We start from the raw sequence: 16,945 nt of genomic DNA on the forward strand, positions 1-16,945 counted from the left end.
ACGGCTGGTGACCGTTCGCGCAGATGTTGGTGCCCCGGCCGGGCTTGGTGTGATGCCCGGCCGGGAGGTGAGTCAGCCCTTGATGCCGGAGGAAACGTTTGACTGCACGAAGTACCGCTGTGCAAAGAAGAAGATGAGCAGCACGGGGATGATGTACATCACCGCGGCGGCGGCCTGGATGGTCGGAATCACGTTGCCGTTCGGGTCCTGATACCAGGCGGTGATGGCTACCGCGAGTGTTGTGCGGTCGAGGTCCAGCAACAGCGCCGGCGCGATGTAGTCGCCCCACGTCCACGTGAACGACAGCAGGAACGACGTAATGAGAATCGGTCGCGACAGGGGAAGGAAGATGGTCGCGAAGATTCGGAACCATCCCGCACCATCAATGATGGCCGCATCTTCCAGCTCCTTCGGCAGCGATGAGAAGAACTGGCGGAAGAGGAACACCATGTATGGGGACGCAGCCAGGCCCCACAACACCCACGGCCAGTAGGTGTTCAGCAGTCCGATCCGCGCAAACATGACGTAAGTGGGCAACAGCGTGAGGATCTGGGGGATCATCATTGTCGCGAGAACGACCATGAAGAGCGCCTTCTTGCCGGGAGCGCGAAGACGAGCGAATCCGAAGCCCACGGCGGCACTCGACAGGGTGATGAGGACCGAGTATGTCGTCGCGACGAACAGCGAGTTGCCTGCATACCCGATGAAGTTCATGTCCGTGAGCGCGTCAACGAAGTTATTCCACTGCGCTTCCTTCGGAAGAATCGAGATCGGCAGCGACGCCCACTCGGCAGGTGTCTTCAAGGCGGCGAGCACCAGCCAGATGAAGGGCCCGATGAAGAAACCGGTCAGCGCAAGGATGAGGATGTACGTCCACGCCGTCGGTCGCTTCTTCGCGTTAGTGAGCACGTTCCGCTTACGCGTGGGACGACGAACCGCAGGCGCGACCATGGCCCGGGTAGAGGTGTCTTCCATGGTCATCGCTTCGCCCCTTCGCTTTCGGCTTCGGTATCGACCTCGTAGTACACCCACGACCTACTGGAGCGCAGAAGCACCAAGGTGAGGCCGAGGATGATGATGAAGAAGATCCACAGCATCGCCGACCCGTAGCCGAACCGGTTGCTGAGGAAGAACTCCTGGTAGACCTGCACCATGTACAGCGTGGTGCTGTCCGGAACGCCGCCCGCGGCGGAGATCCCTGAGGAGTTCGTCAGCAGCAACGGCTGGACGAACACCTGAAGAGCGGTGATGACGCCCGTGACGAGCTGGAAGAACAGAATCGGGGAGATCATCGGGACTGTAACGTGGCGGAAAACCGTCCATCTTCCCGCGCCATCTACGATGGCTGCTTCCTCAAGTTCTGCGGGCACTCCCTGCAGCGCAGCAAGCATGATAATCATGCCGCCACCGAGGCCCCAGAGCATCAGGACGATGAGGGAGTAGAACACCATCGGGTCGATGAGCCAGGCGATGCGGTCGATGCCGACGGTTCCGAGAATCGCGTTGAGGATGCCTGAGTCTTTGTTGAAGACGAGCTTCCACATGATTGCCATCGCAACAACCGGAACGACTGAGGGTAGGAAGAAGACGGTGCGCCAGAGCCCCACTGCCCTCAGTCGGCGGTTGATGAGCACGGCGAGGCCCAAGGACCCGCCGACGGTGAGCGGCACCACGAGGGCTGCGAAGCCCAGTGTTCTCAGAAGTGCCGCCCACACGTCGCTGTCGGAGAACAGCTCGATGTAGTTTTCCAGTCCGACCCACTTGAAGCGGGGCGAACTTCCATCGAAGTTGGTCAGGCTCACAACGAACCCGTACACCATGGGCGCTGCGGTCAGCAGCAGGAAACCAATTGCCCACGGTGCCACGAAGGCGTAGAACGCCCCCTTCGGGTACCGGGTCCACTTGCGAGCCATCGAACTACTCCTTGATCTGATCCACGCCCTTGGCGAGCGCGTCGTTCAACTCATCGGTAAGCTGCGCGCCGGCCTCCTCGACGCTGAGGTCTCCCTTGATGGCGAGCTGCAGGTACTTGTCGATGGTGTCCTGCAGCAGCCCAGCCGAGACGTAGGGCGAGTCAGGCAGCGGAACGGTGTTCTCCAACTGCGACTGCACGACCGTGTAGGCCTGCTGCTGGAACGGCTGTTCCTGCGGCAGCTTGTCGGAGAGCGACTTCAGCGACGGCAGTCCCCAGCCGCTGGAGGCACGAGATTCCGCCGGCTCACCGGCCATGTACCACTCCATGAACTTCCAGGCAGCGTCCTTGTCCTTGGCCTGCTCCGGGATCCACAGTCCGGCACCGCCGAAGCTCATGGCCGCCGGCTCGTCTCCCATGGTGGGGGCGGGTGCGAAACGCACGGTCTTCAGCGCGTCCTCCGCGGCGAAGTTCCCGCCGAACCAGTAACCGTCCTGGCTAATCGCCATGCGCTCCGCGGCGAAGGTCGAGTAGTCGGAACCGTCCGGGAGCGGGTTCAGAGACGTGGGTCCGACACCGGACTGGCCGTAATCGACGAACCACTGCAGGGCCTTCTGCGCGGCGTCCGAAGTGAAGTCGATCTCCGAGAGGTCGTCGTTGAACAGGCTCTCGCCCTGCTGCTCGACCATCGCGGCGATGGGCCCGTAGAGGCTCCACTGCCACTCCATGCCGAGGCCGTACACCGTGGTGGTGCCATCCTCGAACTTGGAGAGCTTCTTCGAGATCTCGAGCAGCTCGTCGTAACTGATGGGCTCCGTGTCGCTGAGGTACGGGACGCCTGCTGCGTCGAACAGTGCGGTGTTGTACCAGAGCGCGTTGTCGTGACTCCAGTCCTTCACGATGCCGTAGATGGGCCCTTCGCCGCTCTTGGTGCCGTCCCAACGGAAAGCGTCGTTCACGGGCTGGAGGTCGTCTTCCTTCAGCACCTCGCTCTTCTCGAGGTATGGCGTAAGGTCGGTTGCCAGACCCCGGGCGTTGAAGTTGGCGCTGCCGACAGCGTTGCCGAAAGCGACGTCAGGTGTGTTGCCCGAGGTGAGCATCGTGTTCAGACGGGTGAGGTCGTACAGAACGATCTTGATCTTGATGTCGGGGTTCGCTTCCTCGAAGGCGGCGATCTGCTCCTCCGAGATATCTCCCGCCCCGACCATGATGTCGAGCGTCGTTTCGCCCGAGCTGCTTCCTCCGGCGCCGCCACCGGTGCATCCGGCGAGCAGAGCCGATGCGGTGACGAACGAGCCGAGAACGACGGCGCTGCGCCGGACACGGGACGTGCGTGTGGTCATGTCAACCTCCTTGTGAACATGGCAGGCCCGGACGCGGGCCACCCTTGGTGAAGTCACCATACATCGAAATGGGAACAACTGCTACATTTTCATTCGCCGGCCTTCTCCACCGCCCCCAGCGTGACGTCGGCGCAGGAAGTGAGTAGGGTCACGTTCATGACTGGACCGAAGACCGCCGGCACCCGCGGACCGTATGCGAAGTCCGCGCAGCGCTCGAGCGACATCCTCGATGCCGCTACAACGGTGTTCGGCACGCACGGCTACCACGGCGGGTCACTCCGTGACATCGCACGCCAGCTCGACGTGAGCTTGACCAGCATCGTTCACCACTTCGGCAGCAAGTACGAACTTCTCGAGGCCGTGCTCGAACGGTCCGACGGAACCACCTCCGGCAACGAGGCGTTCGACTTCGACGCAGCATGCGTCGAGCGAGGCATCGTTGCGGCAACGCTCGAACGCGTGCACTCAAGCGTCGAACGACCGGAACTTCTTCGACTCTTCGCGATCCTCGCCGCCGAGTCATCCGCTCCGGCACACCCCGCACACGAGTGGTTCGTCACCCGCTATCACCGCAAGTCTCGAGAACTCGGTGATGCATTCGCATACGACCAGCAGGTCGGGCGTATCGCGCCGGACCGCGATGCGCCGCTGCTGGGACGTCTGCTCATCGCGACATGGGACGGCGTTCAGCTGCAATGGTTGATTGACCCGTCGTTCGACATGGATTCAGCCATGCGCCTGTTCTTCGAATCCGCCGTACCGGAAGCCCTCGACTCAGCGTCCGCTTCGAGCAGTTGAATCGAACGTCCTCACGAAAAAGTGGCAACTGTACTAATTTCGTCGTAGGGTGTCGCTTACTGCCCTGAGACTCCTCCGGGCAGCCGCGACCGTACCGAAGGTTCCCGATGATGGCCACCCCTCGCTTCGCCGTGCCCAGCCGTATCACCGTCGGCTTGTCGTCGCTCGGTCGGGGGACGTTGCCGGGTTCTCGCGAAGAGGCCAGCGCGGTGGACTTCGCTGAAGAGCTCCTCACCGCTGACATCGCGTATGTCGATACCTCAAACAACTACGCGGAGGGTCGCTCTGAAGCGGTCTTAGGTGTCGCGGCGCGGCGGGTCGGTCCCAGCCGGACCACGAAAATCATCAGCAAAGTTGACATCGATCCTGTGACCGCCCGATTCGACCGCGAGCGCGTTCTTCGCTCGTTCGAAGAAAGTTGCATGCGCCTGGGCGTGGACCGTTTGCCGCTGGTCCACTTGCACGATCCGGACATGTTGACGATGGCGGAGTCGCTCGGGCCGGGTGGGGCGGTCGAGGGCATGCTGGAGCTTCGATCCTCCGGCGTGGTTGATGCCATTGGCGTCGCCGCCGGGTCGTTGCCCATGATGCGGGCCTACGTCGACACGGAGGTGTTCGACGCCGTCCTCTGCCACAACAGGTTCACCCTCGTGGACCAGAGCGCATCGTCGCTCTTTGAAGAGGCGAAGCGACAGGGAATGACGGTGTTCAACGCCGCGCCGTTCGGTGCGGGACTGCTCTCGACTGGAGCCCACCCCGGCGCCCACTATGCCTACATGCCCGCGTCGGATTCCCTACTCGCCTGGGTCCGTGCCGTGGAGGCGATCTGTCGTGAATACGACGTCACGCTTCCCGCAGTCGCACTGCACTACTCTCTTCGCTCTGCCTTGGTTGACTCCACCGTGGTAGGAGTCTCATCCTCGTCCCGCCTGGCGAGCCTGGTCGAACTCACCAAAGTCGAGATCCCCGTGGAGCTGTGGGCTGACCTGGCGACCCTGGGGCCGGCACCATCTCCCATTGACGACCCGCCCGCCAGATAACAAGCCCGCAGAGCGGTCGCGGACGCGCACTCCGCAACGCTCGCATCCCGAAAAGGAACTGATGGCACACTCCACCACCGCATCCCCACGCGCTCAGCTCGTCGAACAAGACGGCATCACGCACCTGTTCGTAGATCAACGGAGATTCCTTGTTCTTGGGGGCGAACTTCATAACTCGTCCAGCAGTAGCGGCGCCTCCATCCGAGATGCGTTCGAGCGCATCAGAGGCATGAACCTCAACACCGTGCTGGCACCTGTTGCCTGGGGGCAGTTCGAACCCAGGGAAGGACACTACGACTTCGCGCTCATCGACCAGCTCATCGCCACAGCGCGACAGCACGACGTCAAGCTCATCCCTCTCTGGTTCGGCTCCTGGAAGAACGGCCGCTCAACCTACGTCCCTTCCTGGGTGCGCGGAGACGCTGAGCGCTTCCCTCGAGCAGAGATGCGCAGTGGAGAGCACCGGGAGTGCGTATCGCCTTTCTCGGATGAGATCGGGGACGCGGATGCGACCGCCTTCGCTGCGCTCATGTCTCACATCCGGGAGATTGATGAGCATGCGGGCACCGTCATCATGGTGCAGGTCGAGAACGAGGTCGGAATCCTCGGTGACACGCGCGACCGCAGCGCACTCGCCGAAGCGGCCTACACACAGGACGTGCCGGCCGACGTAATCAGCGCCTTGACAGCGCCGCACGAACTGCGGATCCGCGATGCGTGGGCAGCAAGAGGAAAACAGACGGCGGGATCTTGGGCGGAGCTGTTCGGCGACGGTCCGGACACGGACGAAGCCTTCATGGCTGCCGCATACGCCCGGCACCTCGAGAAGGTCGCTGCGGCAGGAAAGGCCGAGTATTCGCTTCCGCTTTTCGCCAACGCGTGGCTGTACACCGAACTCTACGACGAGGTGGCGGAAGGCAATCCAGCGGGCGGCCAGCAGCCCGGCGTCTACCCGAGCGGCGGCCCGCTCCCCCACGTCGGCAGCATTTGGGCATCCCTTGCTCCTTCTCTCGACCTCTTCACTCCGGACATTTACTTCGGCGATTTCCCCCAGATCTGTAAGGACTACCAAGCCCTCAGCGGCGGACTGCTCATTCCAGAGATGCGTCGGGATATCGCGGGCGTCGCTGACGGGTTCGTGGCGCTCGGGTCGTTCTCCGCAATTGGCCTGTCCCCGTTCGGCATCGACACGACCGAGGCCCCTGAGGGTGACGCCCTCATCGACGCATACGGGTGTCTGGACGTCCTGATGCGGGCAACCACCTCTCCGCCCGTCGCCGGATTCCGGCTTGACGAGGCGACAACCGAGCAGACCATTACGCTCGGCGAGTTCTCCGCGACCGTGAGACGCGAACCCAACCGCGTCGGCGGCTTCTACGACTGGGGATACGGCCTCGTGGTCCAGGAGTCAGAGGACACCTTCCTCGTTGTCGGACGAGGAGCACTGTTGTCCTTCGAGAGCCCGCAAGGACGAGCTGAGTTGGTGAAGGTCGAGGAGCTCAAGGCCGCCGGCGATGGGGTCGAGGTCTATCGTGAATTGAACGGCGACGAGACCGAGAGCGGTAGTTTCATCGTGCTCCCTTCCCTGCAGACGCGCCCGGCGTCAGACGACTATCACATTCCGACGATCCGACGCCGCAGCGGAGTCCTTCGATTCACGCTCGCGCATCCGCCCGCTGCGGCGTGACCCAGGCCGCCGGCTGACGTGTTGTCCGGCGATAGGAGCAGTTATGCCTCTCGGCCGGCGGTGCGGGTGACTATAAGCCCGCGCCGCCGGCCGAGACACGATCCTTACTCTTGACCGCTCTCTTCGGCGGGCCGGGTGGAAACGGCGATCTCCCGACCCACGCGTCGCCCGGAGAAGAGACAGTCGGCGAGGGAGAGGCCGCTGATATAGCCGATGGAGCAGACCCCGACAGCGCTACGACCAGCAGCGAACAATCCTTCGATCCGCTGGCCTGCGCCATCGAGAACGTGACCCGTCGTCTCATCGACCTTGAGTCCCCCCAAGGTGAGGCCAGGCGCCGGGTAAAACGATGTGTTCTTGACGGAGATATCCACGGCGAAGTAGGGCCCGGAGAGAATCGTGGACGACAACTCCGGAGCCTTCCCGGCGGGGTCACCCGCTCCGGACAGGAGGCCGGCGTTGTACGCGGTGACGGTCGATTCAAGTTCCGCTACTGGGAGCCCCAATTTGAGGGCGAGGGCCGCGAGATCGTGTGCCCTGCGGTGCCCGATTGTGTAGAGGTATAGCAGTTGCGCGAGCTGGAACGTGTTTGTCTGTGTGAAGATCTGCCGACGCGCTTTTCGCCACTGTTTGGCGTCCAGGATCAGATATCCGCGCGCATCGTGCGACCGGACCATGTGATCCGCGAACGTCGCTCCGTAGAGGTCTTCGTTGACCATGCGTTGACCTCGCCCATCGACCGCGACCCCTTCCGTCATAGCGCTCGGCGGATTGATGAAACGCCATGCCGTCATTCTGTCCATGTGGTCGGTGACACCACCCGCGGATAGGCCAAGGGCGATGGCACTGCCATCGTCGCCGGCCGTACCCAGCGGGGAGATATCACGGTACGGTCCCGCCCAGGTCGCCATCCATGCGCGGTTTCGCACAAAACCACCACCGGCGAGGAGAACTCCGCGCGCGCGAGCTTCCTTCACCTCAGCCACTTCTTGCCACTCGGCATCCAGAGTGGCCGCCATCCGTGCGCCGACGGCCGGAGCCCAGTTTCCCAGTTTCGCTGCCACGAGGCTGCGGCGGGCATAGGTCGAGGGCAGCGACGAAGGATCCGCAGTGCGGAATCGAACGCCGGCGACGACGCCGTCCTCGACGAGAAGCTCATCTACCCTCGAGTGCGGAAGGAAGGTTACGCCTTTGCGGAGCGCGCTGGCTTTCAGCTCGGCGTACAGCACCTTCCCGGAGTCAAGACCTTTCGCTACCTGCCGGTGGCCGCGTGCTGCCGGTTTCGCCTGCTCCTTAAACGGGTGGGCCTTCTCGTTTCCGGAGTAATAGAGGTAATGCCGGTCTGTCGGGTAGGAGGTTTTGTAGGGAGCGAGGGACGCCTGAAACGACGCGCCCTGCTTCTCCAGCCATGCAATCATGCCGGGGCTCTGTTCACAGAACCGTCGAAGGGTCTCGTCGCTGACAGCACCGCGAACTTCCTGCTTGAGATACCGGAACATGTTGTCTGGGTCATCGTCGACACCCGCGGCACGCTGGTAGGGCGTGCCTCCCCCCGCATACACGATGCCGCCAGACAGGGCTGAAGCGCCGCCGCCGAAGCCACGGTCCAGTGCGAGCACCCGTGCGCCCCCGTCAGCGGCTTCGATGGCGGCGGAAACTCCCGCGGCCCCGAAACCGACGACTATCAGGTCGTACTCCTGAGTGTGGGTTGTCGTTCTCATCTTCGTCTCCTCGTCAGTGAAGTCGGGGCCAAGAGCCAGTCACATGTGGGCGCCGCCGTCGATGCGAATCTCAGTACCAGTAATGAACGCCCCGTCATCGGAAACCAGCGTGGCGATGACTGCTGCCACATCGCTCGGCGCACCGAGCCCACCGTCAGTTTTCAAAGCCGCGGACAGCTTCGCGAGCAGCGAGTAGTCGGCGTCAGCGGGCAGGAGGCCCGGCGTGGCTGCGGTGATGCCGCTCTCGATGCCGCCCGGAACGATGTTGACGGCGCGCAAGCCACGTCCCGCGTATTCCAGAGCAATGCTGTGTGTGAACGACGTGATCGCGCCCTTGGTCGCGGAGTATGCCGCCATATACGGGTGGGCGAAGAACGCCGAGGTCGAGCTGAAGTTGACGACTCGTCCCCCGTGTGCCGACTCCAGCAGAAGAGGAAGAGTCTCTCGCACCATGAGGAAGGTCCCCGTGAGGTTGATCTGAATGATGCGGTTCCACGCATCCAGGGTGAACTCATGCGTATGTCCAGCGGTCAGGATGCCGGCTGCGTTGACGAGAATATCGAGGCGGCCCGCAGACTCGACGATACGAGCGACTCCCTCCTTCACCGACCGTTCGTCGCTGATATCGATGACCTGAGAGTGAAGGCGCGCCTTCGCCTCCGCATCCACCACGTCATCCGCGTGGAGTGCCTCCAGCGCCTGCCCGTTGACGTCAACGGCAAAGACTGTTGCGCCTTCTGCAAGGAGGCGCAGTGTAGTTCCGCGGCCAATACCGGACGCTGCACCAGTGACGATTGCAACGCGGTCTGTCAGTCTGTTCATTGGTCTTCCTTGATTGTGATTGCAGGGGGTCGGGAGGGCGCCAGCAGCGGTCGCGCCGCGGGCCGCCAGCGTCATCGACGCTGGACGTGGACGCCCGTCCACGCGGAAAGTCGCGCGGACGGGCGTCGTGAACTACATCCGGTTATCGCGAGCGATCTCGCCGAGCCACGCCAGGCTCGGCTTCGGCGTGCGCTCGAACGTTTCGCGGTCAACCGCGACAAGCCCGAAGGTCGGATGCCAGCGGCCCCATTCGAAGTTGTCGAGAAGACTCCAGTGGATATAGCCGCGGATGTCGATGCCGTCCTCGAGAGCGTCGAGTACGCCGGCGAGGGCCTCAGCGGTGTACTCGATGCGACGCTCGTCGTCATTTGTGGCGATGCCGTTCTCGGTGACGACGATGGGAACGTCGCCGACGATTGCTCTGGTGTGGCGGATGGCAGTTTCCAGTGCGTCGGGTCGGTAAGCCCACCCCATCAACGTGTTGTTTGGGTTCTCGGGGTGCGGGACGACGCCGTCCTTATCGATGGGCTGGCTGGTGTAGGACTGGACGCCCACGAAGTCGTCTTCTCGGGCAGCAACGAGGTACATGTCCTCCCATTCCTCGACTACCTCCGCGAATTTATCTTCTGCTCCGGGCGTGACTGTGAACGCTTGATTGGCAACAGTCCAACCAACCCTCGCGTCCGTGAGCTCGCGTACGACGGGAGCAGCCGCCTTGTGAGCGGCGATGAGAGCTCTGCCAATCTCTGGATCCGGCCAGGGTGTGGAGGGATACGGGTGGCCAGCAGCCATGATGCGAGCGGCTCCATGGTTCATCGCCACCACATTCGGCTCATTGATGGTGCACACCCACTTGACGTCGTCGAGGATGGTGCAGGCCTGCTGCACGTAACGGACGAAGAGCTCCGCTGCGTCCTCGGCCAGCCAGCCGCCTCGCTCCCCAAACCAGATCGGGTGCGTGAAGTGGTGAAGGGTGACGACCGGGGTCAGGCCGAGCTCGAAGGCCGTTTCAATCATTCGTCGGTAGTGGCCGAGCTCGGCGCGAGAGAACTGTCCGGGGAGCGGTTCGATGCGAGCCCACTCGATGCTGAACCGATAGGTGTTGAGGCCTGAGTCAGCGAGCAGTTGCATGTCTTCGCGGTACCGGTGGTAACTGTCCAGAGCGTCGCCGCTGGCGTCGATGTATCCGACCGCCAGCTGTTCTAGCTGCCACCAGTCGTTGTTGAGGTTGTTGCCTTCGACCTGGTGGGCAGCGGTGGCAGCTCCCCAGAGGAAGCTGTCCGGGAAGTGTCGGGTCATGTTGTTCCTATCGGCTGAAAGCGATGATTCGCAAAGGTGGAGAAACGTGGTCAGTTGGGTCGGCTAGCGACTATGAGCTCATCAAGAGCGCTGGCTGGAATGTCGAGGCCAGAGATATTGACGAACTGCCGCATCGTCATCGACGCCATCATCGCGAGGTGCTCTGGCGACACTTCTACGGCGGTGAAACCGAGCGTTTCCTTGACCTTTCCGCCCACACTGGGGTGGTCAAACCACTCACCCATCGGAGTGTCCATCGTCAGTTCGGTCACGATACGGTCTCCCGCGAGGCGGATAACGTTCTCGAGCAGGACGGTGTTCGCGTCCGCGGCAACCTGGACGCGATAGTCGCCGGCCGCGACCACCCAGCGCTCGTGCTGAATATCCCAGTACGTGAATGCTCGACGCGGAAGGTCGAGGTGCACTGTTGACGTCTCCCCCGGGTCCAAGGCGACCTTGTCAAATCCGCGAAGCTCGCGGGCGGGACGCTGCACGGGACCCGCTTCAGTAGCGATGTAGACCTGCACGACGTGTTGGCCGGCACGCTTGCCTGTATTGGTGACGTCGACACTTACCCGGGCGGTGTCGTCTGCGGTCAACTCCACGCGGAGGTTGCTCGTGGAGAACTGCGTGTAGGTCAGGCCATGACCGAACGGGTAGCGCACAGGCTGGTCGAAGGTGGAGAAGTATCGGTAACCAACCATGACGCCTTCGCCATAGCGAACGTGCCCTTGCTCTCCGGGGAAGTTCAGGGCGCTGGGGTGGTCATTGAGGCGAAGCGGGATGCTCTCGGCAAGCTTTCCGGAGGGATTCGCACGCCCGAAAAGGATGTCCGCGATGGCGTGGCCGCCGCCCTGTCCGAGAAGGAATCCTTCGAGGATTGCATCGACGTCGTCATGCCATCCTTCCAGCGAGACGATGCCCCCGTTGGCGAGAACGACGACGGTGCGGTGCGCGACGTCGGCGACCGCGCGGATGAGGGCCACTTGGGCAGTCGGCAGATCGATATCTGAACGGTCGATGCCCTCCGACTCGACGATCTCGCTGAGGCCGGCGAAGACGACAGCGACGTCGGACCGCCGCGCCGCCTCGAGAGCTTCAAGCGAAAGTGCCGCCTCGTCTGCGTCATCGTTGATGGAGAACCCGCGAGCGTACGTGACGGACACGCCCTTCTCGATGGCAAGATCGCGGATTGCATCCAGCGGCTGGTCGATCCGAGTCGCGTTGACGTGCGCGCTACCGCCGCCCTGGTAGCGGAGAGCCTCGGCGAACTCGCCGATGATGGCTACGCGCACACCGTCCGGTATGGGGAGGACCTGGTGCTCGTTGCGTAGAAGGACCGCGCACTCAGCAGCAAGTTCCCGAGCGATGAAATGGTGCGCGTCGTAGTCAGCGACCCCTTGCTCTGACGGGACGTGCGTTGTGAGGGCGGCGATGCGTTGCACGCTGGTGTCCAAGTCGGCGGACGCCAGCAATCCTGATGCGAGCGCTCCGCGGATGTCGTCATCGTGTGCTGCTGTGCCGCCAGGCATCTCCAAGTCCATCCCCGCGATGAGAGACGCGACCCGGTCGGTGACGGCGTTCCAGTCGGAGATGACGGCTCCGTCGAAGCCCCACTCCTCGCGCAGAACCCGTGTGAGAAGCCATGGATTGGCGGACGCGAAGATACCGTTGATCTTGTTGTATGACGCCATGACGGTCGCGGGCTGCGCCTCCTTCACGACCTGCTCGAAAGCTGGAAGGTAGATTTCCCGAAGCGTGCGCTCGTCGACATCGGAGCTGATGGTTTGACGGTTCGTCTCCTGGTTGTTGGCGGCGAAGTGCTTCACCGACACTCCGGGTCCCTCCGCTTGCAGAGCCTTCGTGAACGCCGCGCCCAGCACGCCAGTCAGGTGAGGGTCTTCGGAGTAGTACTCGAAGTTGCGACCGCACAGCGGTGAACGTTTGATGTTGATACCCGGGCCGAGCACGATGTGCACTCCCTGCGCGAGCGCTTCTTTGCCGAGGGCGGCGCCCAGGCGTGCGGCGACCGTGGGGTTCCAACTCGAGCCGATAGCGACCCCCGGGGGGAAGCAGGTGGCGGGATCGCTTTCGAAGACGGCGAGGTGGTCGTGCCGTCCGGACTGATGGCGGAGTCCGTAAGTGCCGTCTGCGAGTTTGACAGCGGGGAGCTGCAGTTCGGGTATCGGTTCGGTCTCCCAGAAGTTCTGTCCGGACAGGAGCTGCGCCTTGCGCTCCGCGGGGAGGGACGTCACGTCGCGCGACGCCGCGGAAGTTGTCTGGTCGGTCATGAGAGGGCTTTCGTTGGATGGGTCAGTTGATGGCTTTGCTGAGGGTCGTCGTGTCGTGGTCTGGGGCAGCAGACGCGACGGCATCGACGCGGGCGATGGCATCGCCGGCTGTCTTCGAACGTGCTGTGATGGTGATGGTCCCGGGTTCGCCGGTGGAGCGGACAACCGCGAGGGCTCGCCCACGAAAGGTGGTGCGGGTGGTGGCAATGAACTCTTCCTCTGTTGCCGGCGCCGCGGTGCCGTAACCGATGAGTTCGCCGGGCCCGCTGACTTCGATCTCCACCTCTTCGTCCGCGAGCATCTCGACGGTGCCGATCTCGTCCTGGAGTGCGATGTGCGCGAAGACAAGGTCATCGCCATCTGCGGCAATGCTGTCTGCCTCTGTGTCGAGGGTGACGTGAAGCGGGCCGCGTGCGCTGCGAAGCGTCGTCCGAGAGACTTCGATGCCGTTTCGGAAGGCGATAGCCGTCAGCGTCCCTGGCTCGTACGGCGTGACGAATTTAGCAACGTAGCCTCGGCGGCGTCCTGTACGTCGTGAGCCGATGCGTCGACCGTTGAGAAGCAGGGTGACGCGGTCGTCCGCGCTATAGACCTCGATCTGGGCCAGTTTTCCTTCGCAGTCTCTCCAGGACCAGCTCTCCACCGCGTCGGTCTTGCGCCATGCAGAGCGCACCATGGGGACGCCACTGAGATTGACGGGTCGAACACCTATCGCTGGGGCATTCAGGTTTCCCCATGCGGCTTGGGCGAGACGAAGGGTGATGTCGGGGCGGCCCGTCAGATCGAACATTCCGGGCCCGGAGATCAGGTAAGGGTATGGCTTGGAGAGCCCGGCCTTCTTCCCTTCCACCCAGACCGAGACACCTGCCTCGCCGAGGTACTCCCATCCTGCCCACACGAAATCACCGATGACGGCGGGGTACTTGTTCACGAGCCGCCAGGCCCGCGCGACATCACCCGGTAGCGTCTCGGATCCGAGGATGACACGCTCTGGGTAGGCGCGGACATCTCGCCGGTAGCGGCCGAGGCCGTAGTTGTAGCCCGCGATGTCGACATTCGCGAATGCGGCCCGCGAAGCTTTGTCCGCGCGCGGCAGGCGCGAAACGACGTCCATCATGCGACCGATCTGATTTATCATCACGTTCGCCTCGGTGCTTCCGGCCATCGACGGCGCATCGTCCGGCCGCTCCTTGTACGGAGATTGGTTCAGGGAGACCAGCGTGTTCAGGAACAAGTTGATGGCAACGGTGACTGGTCGCTCCGGGTCGATCTCGTGCAGGTACTCGGTGATCTCGCGGGTCAGACCAATTCCCTCCGCGGTAGCCGTCTCGGGGATCTCGTTGCCGGATGCGTACATGATGACGCTCGGCCGGTTGCGGTCTTTCTGGACCATACGGTCCGCGTCTTCTCGCCATGTGTCTCGGAAGCGCCAGGCGAAATCGTGCGCCGTCTTGGACACAACCCAGTAGTCGGCGAGCTCGTCGAGGACATACATGCCGATCTCGTCGCATGCATCGAGCAGGTGACGTGACATCGGATTGTGCGCGCTACGGATGGCGTTGAACCCCGCCTCTTTGAGAAGACGGATGCGGCGGTACTCCGCGGCTCGGAACGTGGCGGCGCCTATTGGTCCATTGTCATGGTGGATGCATGCCCCGCGCAGCAGAACGGACTCTCCGTTGATCCGCAGGCCCTGGTGCGCATCAACCGAGATGGTACGCAGTCCGACGCGCTCTCGACACTCGTCTAGCACGACGCCGTCTCGTTCGACCTGCGCCACGAGTTCGTAGAGGTGGGGCGTAGTGGCCGACCACCCGCGAGGCTCGGGCACTCGCAACGATACGAGCCCGTCGATGCCGAATCCCTCACCGTATGCGACGCGGCGGTCGTCGTCCCACAGCGTCACGGACACATGGGTCTCGGACAATGCTCTGCGCAGTTGGGGGGTGTGCTCGAGCTGGAATGCCACGTCGACGTGCGCAACGGAGGAGCTCATCGAGCGAGTACGCAGTCTGACACCGTCGGGTTTGAAGCGAACGTCCGGACGGAGGATGACCGAAACGGCGCGATAGAGTCCCGAGCCCGGATACCAGCGGTTGGACGGTTGCTGCCGGTTGTCCACGACAACTCGGATGTCGTTCACCTCACCCCAGCGCACATGCTCGGTGATCTCGATGTCGCACTCGGAGTAGCCGCTGCGCACTTCACCGACGAGAGCGTCATTGACGAGCACGGTGGCTTCCCCCTGCACTCCTTCGAAGTTCAGTGCGACATAGGGAGATGCCGTGTGTGGCGCCGTCCACTGGGTCGTATAGGTGTATGACCCTCCCGGGAAATAGGCGGTATCGGACCCGCCCGCGGCTTCAGGGCTGCGCTTTTCGGCGAGCATCGCATCGTGCGGCAAGCGCACCGTTGCAGGGTTGGGCGACGTGGACGAGGACAAGCTCCAGGAACCCAGCTCGTGTCGGGATGTGGGCATGGGCGGTGCCGTGGTCATCGTTGTCCTTCTCTCGCGCTTCGTTGCTCGCGGCTGACGTGCCACCTCAGAGAACCACATCTTTTGACGCGCGTCAACGCGAACTGATGAAACAATTGACGCGCGTCAAAGAGGGGGTTACAGTTCCCTTCAGACGTGCAGCCGACCCGACTGCCGAACCCGACCTCTATCGGATGCCAACGGAGCCATCGTGAACAATCAGTCGTCCCATTCGCCGGACATCACCCCCGCGCAGACTTACGAGAATGTCTCGGAGTCCGCGGCGGATCTCGCCCTTGACCACGACCAGTCCCCTGTCCAATCGGGCTCAGAGCCGGCGAAGGTAGGTGGCGGCTTCATCGCCGCATACATGTTCGCCTACTTCGGCCTGAACTTGGTGATGCTGATGCCAGCGCTGTTCAGCCTGGCCTACAAGGTGCAGGTCATTGACCCTGAGGGCAAGGACACGAGCCTTGGCTTGGTCATCGGCTTGGGGAGCATACTCGGACTCGTCTTCGGGCCGGTCGCTGGTGTGCTCAGCGACGCCACTCGTCTGCGCTGGGGTCGCCGTCGCCCGTGGATCATCGGGGGGCTGTTGATCTCCGCGCTCGGCGCATTCGTCCTCGCGCTGGCACCCAACATTCCGCTGATGATTCTCGGGTGGGCGATCTGCCAGTTCGCCGTAGCCACTATCAGCGCCGGCTTCAATCCGATTCTTGCAGAACAGGTTCCGTCCTCCCAGCGTGGAAAGGTCGGCTCGCTCGGGGGCGTCTCCGCAGCATTCGCTGGCGTCGGCGCCAGCCTCATCGGCAGCTTCCTCACCGGCAACATCTTCCTGCTGTTCCTCCTGCCACCGGCTGTGTTCGCGCTCGGCGCTATCGTTCTCGTGCTGATCCTCAAGGACCGCCCCGCAGCTGCCGACACGGCGACGCCGTCCGTCACCGCAGTGTTCAAGGGCTTCTGGTTCAACCCGGTGCGCTACGCGGACTTCGCCATGGTTTTCCTCGGTAAGTTCCTCCTGCAATTCGGGTTCACGTTCTTCAGCACCTACCAGCTGTACTTCCTCCTCGAGCGCCTCGGTTTCACTCCGGAACAGGCTGCGCAGAGCCTCGCCGCTGCAGGCGGGATCAGCCTGCTGGCACTGATGGGCTTCGCCGTTCTCGGCGGGTTCCTCTCTGACAAGCTACGCCGCCGGAAGCCCTTCATCTGGCTGGCTGCTGGCCTCATTGCCGCAGGGCTCGTTACCACTGCGAGTGCGACGAGCCTGCTCGTGTTCATCGTGGGCGGAACCCTGCTCGCCGCCGGAACCGGCGCGTTCAACTCCGTCGACCTGGCAATGGCCACCGACCTCCTTCCAGAAAAGGACAAGGCCGGCAAGTACATGAGCATCTACTACCTGTCGTCCGGCATCCCCGGAGTCGTCGCTCCCATCATCGCGCCGCTCATCATCGCCATCGGTGGCGGCGGGAACTACGCCGCGCTGTTCGTCGCCGGCGCTATCCTTGCCATCGGGACAGGCATCACCACCTGGCGCATCCGCGGGGTGCGCTGAGCCG

The 16,945-nt window shown here is 63.1% G+C and carries 12 protein-coding genes; 4 read left to right on the plus strand and 8 right to left on the minus strand.

Going from position 1 to position 16,945, the window contains the following annotated elements:
* Positions 1 to 72 precede the first annotated feature (72 nt).
* Genes OC372_RS10905 through OC372_RS10915 form a run of 3 tightly spaced genes read right to left on the minus strand, consistent with a single transcriptional unit; the run spans position 73 to position 3,255 of the window.
* Entirely contained in the window at positions 73 to 981 is a 909-nt protein-coding gene (locus tag OC372_RS10905) for a carbohydrate ABC transporter permease (RefSeq protein ID WP_262001995.1), read from the minus strand.
* Positions 978 to 1,913, minus strand: coding sequence for a carbohydrate ABC transporter permease (locus OC372_RS10910; RefSeq protein ID WP_262001996.1), 936 nt, complete (start codon positions 1,911 to 1,913; stop codon positions 978 to 980). The genes OC372_RS10905 and OC372_RS10910 overlap by 4 nt, the downstream gene beginning before the upstream one ends.
* Positions 1,914 to 1,917: 4 nt before the next feature.
* Entirely contained in the window at positions 1,918 to 3,255 is a 1,338-nt protein-coding gene (locus OC372_RS10915; protein WP_262001997.1) for an ABC transporter substrate-binding protein, read from the minus strand.
* A 156-nt stretch (positions 3,256 to 3,411) separates the two neighbouring features.
* On the opposite strand from OC372_RS10915, the gene OC372_RS10920 reads away from it, so the two are divergent.
* The 3 genes from OC372_RS10920 (at position 3,412) to OC372_RS10930 (ending at position 6,780) form a co-directional block, all read left to right on the plus strand.
* A complete protein-coding gene (locus OC372_RS10920) occupies positions 3,412 to 4,053 on the plus strand; it encodes a TetR/AcrR family transcriptional regulator (RefSeq protein WP_262001998.1) in 642 nt (213 codons plus the stop codon).
* 107 nt (positions 4,054 to 4,160) lie between these two features.
* Positions 4,161 to 5,093, plus strand: coding sequence for an aldo/keto reductase (locus tag OC372_RS10925; RefSeq protein WP_262001999.1), 933 nt, complete (start codon positions 4,161 to 4,163; stop codon positions 5,091 to 5,093).
* A gap of 61 nt (positions 5,094 to 5,154) precedes the next feature.
* Positions 5,155 to 6,780 (plus strand): DUF5597 domain-containing protein, encoded by a 1,626-nt coding sequence (locus OC372_RS10930; protein WP_262002000.1) that lies wholly within the window; start codon positions 5,155 to 5,157, stop codon positions 6,778 to 6,780.
* A 104-nt stretch (positions 6,781 to 6,884) separates the two neighbouring features.
* Here the strand turns inward: OC372_RS10930 and OC372_RS10935 are convergent, their stop codons facing one another.
* The 5 genes from OC372_RS10935 to OC372_RS10955 form a co-directional block, all read right to left on the minus strand.
* On the minus strand, positions 6,885 to 8,501 hold the full coding sequence (locus OC372_RS10935) for an FAD-binding protein (RefSeq protein ID WP_262002001.1): 1,617 nt from the start codon (positions 8,499 to 8,501) through the stop codon (positions 6,885 to 6,887).
* 39 nt (positions 8,502 to 8,540) lie between these two features.
* Positions 8,541 to 9,323, minus strand: a complete 783-nt coding sequence (locus tag OC372_RS10940) for an SDR family NAD(P)-dependent oxidoreductase (protein WP_262002002.1) — start codon at positions 9,321 to 9,323, stop codon at positions 8,541 to 8,543.
* Positions 9,324 to 9,455: 132 nt separating this feature from the next.
* Positions 9,456 to 10,622: a glycoside hydrolase family 1 protein gene (locus OC372_RS10945; protein ID WP_262002003.1), complete on the minus strand. Its 1,167-nt coding sequence runs from the start codon at positions 10,620 to 10,622 to the stop codon at positions 9,456 to 9,458.
* A gap of 50 nt (positions 10,623 to 10,672) precedes the next feature.
* On the minus strand, positions 10,673 to 12,913 hold the full coding sequence (locus OC372_RS10950; protein WP_262002004.1) for a glycoside hydrolase family 3 C-terminal domain-containing protein: 2,241 nt from the start codon (positions 12,911 to 12,913) through the stop codon (positions 10,673 to 10,675).
* Positions 12,914 to 12,935: 22 nt separating this feature from the next.
* Positions 12,936 to 15,410, minus strand: coding sequence for a glycoside hydrolase family 2 TIM barrel-domain containing protein (locus OC372_RS10955; protein WP_262002005.1), 2,475 nt, complete (start codon positions 15,408 to 15,410; stop codon positions 12,936 to 12,938).
* A 190-nt stretch (positions 15,411 to 15,600) separates the two neighbouring features.
* Between OC372_RS10955 and OC372_RS10960 the strand changes: the two genes are divergently transcribed.
* Positions 15,601 to 16,941 carry an MFS transporter gene (locus OC372_RS10960; RefSeq protein ID WP_262002006.1) on the plus strand — a complete coding sequence of 447 codons (1,341 nt, stop codon included), beginning with the start codon at positions 15,601 to 15,603 and terminating at the stop codon, positions 16,939 to 16,941.
* The last annotated feature ends 4 nt before the right edge of the window (positions 16,942 to 16,945 follow it).

Source organism: Microbacterium sp. Mcb102 (genome assembly GCF_024519805.1).
Taxonomy (GTDB): Bacteria; Actinomycetota; Actinomycetes; order Actinomycetales; family Microbacteriaceae; genus Microbacterium.